Here is a 2,646-nt window from a genome sequence, read left to right on the forward strand (position 1 = left end):
CTCCCGACCTCCCCCACCCCCGCTCTCACCCCCGCTCACACCCCCGGTCCCCCAGGACCCTCCCCGGCGGGACCGGCGTCCAGGCAGGCGGTGTGAGCCTCGGGGCAACCCCGTTCTTCCTGGCCCCACCGCTCTGGTCCCACCCGGCCCTGGCCGTGGCGGTCGCACTGCTGACCTACGCCGTGACCGGCAACTCCCCACACCCCACCGCCACCCCGCCCCAGCCCCAGCCCGCGAACGACAAAGGCCCGAACCCCGGTGACGAGACCAATGACGTCGGCTCGGGTGGGTTCCCGAGCCCACGCCCCTAGCGTGGCCGACGTGGAGCGCGCGACGTGGTGATGCACTTCCTGGAACCCCGAACCCCGAGCCTGCTGCGCCGGGAACCCCTGGTCGCAGGCGCCCCGGCGCCACGCGGCACCCTCTTCGCCCTCGGCGAGGACGGCGGCTACGCCGCGACCCCGTCCCCCGGCGCCCTGCTCCTCCTCGGCCGCAACAGCCCGGACGTGCACGTGACCGTAGGCTCGGGCGACTGGCACGTCAGCCGCGAGCACGCGGCCCTGCGCCGCGACGGCGACGGCTGGCTGGTGCGCAACAGCGGCAGGCTCCCGATCGGCCTCCCCGGCCGCCCACCCCTGCTGAGCGGCCACGAGACCGCGCTGGCCCCCGGCTACACCCCGCTGCACATCAGGGGTTCCCGCCTGCACCTGGTGGAACTGCTGGTCAGCACCGGCGGCCCACCCGCCGGAGCGGTCCGCCCGGACACCGGGACCCGCGACCTGGTGTGGCCGCTGACCGACCGGGAGCGCCTGGTGCTGGTCGCGCTGTTCCAGCTCGCGCTGCTGGGCGCCCCGGACGCCCGCCCGCTGTCCTGGAACGAGACCCGCGACGCGCTCGCCGCCGTGCCGGGCCAGCCCGGCTGGACCGACCGCAAGGCCGAGCACGTGGTGGACGTGGTGCGACGGCGGCTGGCCGCCTCGGGTGTGCCGGGGGTGACCGCCGACTCGGCGCCACCGGACGCGATCAAGACCAACCTGCTGCGGGTGCTGCTGGAGACCGCGACCCTGGTCCCACCCGACCTGCGGCTGCTGGACACCGGGATCGGGGGCGGGTGAAGCGTGGGCAGCAACAGCAACAGCAACAGCAGCAACAGCGGCGCGGCGGGCCGGGTGGCGGCGCTGGTCGTCGGGGTGGCGATCATCGTCGTGCTGGCGGTGGTCGTCGTCGGGCGGAACGGCGGTGGCGTCCCGGCGAGGGGCGGGAACGGCGCCGCGGGCGGCGCGGACTGCGCGGCGGACGCCGTGCGGGTCAAGGGGCTGATCGGCTCCGAGAAGAAGCCCTACTTCGACGACCCCGACGTGCGGGACCGCTTGCGCTGCCTCGGTTTCGAGGTGACGGCGAACCCGGCCGGGTCGCGCGAGGACATGCTGGTGCAGCTGGAGCAGGACCCGGAGCACGCGTTCGCGTTCCCGTCCAGCACCGCGACCGCCGAGAAGATCAAATCCGAGACCGGGGCCAGGACCGGGATCGCGCTGTTCTCCTCGCCGATGGTCGTCGCGACGCACCGACCGCTGGTGGAGGTGCTCACCCGCGCCGGGATCGTGCGGCAGGACGGCGGCGGTGAGCCGCTGGTGGACGTCGAGGCGCTGCTCGGCGCGGCCCGCGACGGCCTCAAGTGGAACCAGCTCCCAGGGAACCCGAGCGGTCCCAACAAGGTCGTGTCGCTGAGCACGACCGACCCGAAGGACTCCAACTCGGCGATCATGATGCTGTCGATCGCCTCGCACGCGGCGAACGGCGGCGCGGTGGTGACCAGCGACGCGGAGATCGCGCGGGTCATGCCGGACCTGTGCTCGATGGTGCTCCAGCAGGGCCAGCAGTCGGCGACCAGCGAGGTGCTGTTCAACGACTACCTGCGCGACCCGCAGGGCGGGCGGATCCAGCTGGGCCTGGTGTACGAGGCCCAGTTCCGCTCGACCAAGCCCGCGCCAGCGCTGCCCGAGGACGCCGTGGCGCTGTTCCCGAAACCGACGGTGTACTCGCGGCACACGTTCATCCCGCTGGAGGGCGAGGACGACGCCCGACGGCTCGGGGAGGCGCTGGCCGGTGACGACCGGTTGATCGAGCTGGCCGCGGCGCACGGGTTCCGGCCGGAGCGGGCGTCGGCGCAGCCGAGCGGGGCTCCCGAGGCGCCGAGGTTCGTGGTGGAGGCGCCGTCGGCGGGGGTGTTGGAGCGGATGCTCGACGGGTTGGCGGAGATCCAGCGGAGCGGCAGGGGGTGCGGGCGGTGAGGGTGCGGTCGACTCGAAAAACGGTGGTGTCGGCAGTGCTGGTGCTCGTCGCGCTGGCGGGCTGCACGGCCGAGCAGGCCGAACCCGAGGGCGAACCCTCGCTGCGCGGTGTCCCGACGACGTTGCGGGTGCTGGCGGGCAGCGAGCTGGCCGACATGGCGCCGGTGCTGGAGGAGGCCGAGCGCGCCACCGGGGTGAATGTCGAGTTCACCTTCACCGGCACGCTCGACGGGGCTCAGAAGGTCGCCGAGGGCAAGGCCGACGGGGCGCACGACGCGGTGTGGTTCTCGTCCACCAAGTACCTGCGGAGCCGGCCCGGGGCGCGCGGCAGGCTCGGGGCCGAGGTGCAGGTGAT

At 74.0% G+C, this 2,646-nt stretch carries 2 protein-coding genes and 1 pseudogene; all 3 read left to right on the top strand.

The features are described from left to right. The first annotated feature begins 335 nt into the window (after positions 1-335). Positions 336-1,115 carry an FHA domain-containing protein gene (locus ACTUAL_RS24450; protein ID WP_440901899.1) on the top strand — a complete coding sequence of 260 codons (780 nt, stop codon included), beginning with the start codon at positions 336-338 and terminating at the stop codon, positions 1,113-1,115. Positions 1,116-1,118: 3 nt separating this feature from the next. Further along, positions 1,119-2,291 carry a hypothetical protein gene (locus ACTUAL_RS24455; RefSeq protein ID WP_440901900.1) on the top strand — a complete coding sequence of 391 codons (1,173 nt, stop codon included), beginning with the start codon at positions 1,119-1,121 and terminating at the stop codon, positions 2,289-2,291. 35 nt (positions 2,292-2,326) lie between these two features. Next, positions 2,327-2,646: pseudogene (locus tag ACTUAL_RS24460) on the top strand (hypothetical protein); the annotation flags it as partial.

It is taken from the genome of Actinosynnema sp., assembly GCF_052038725.1.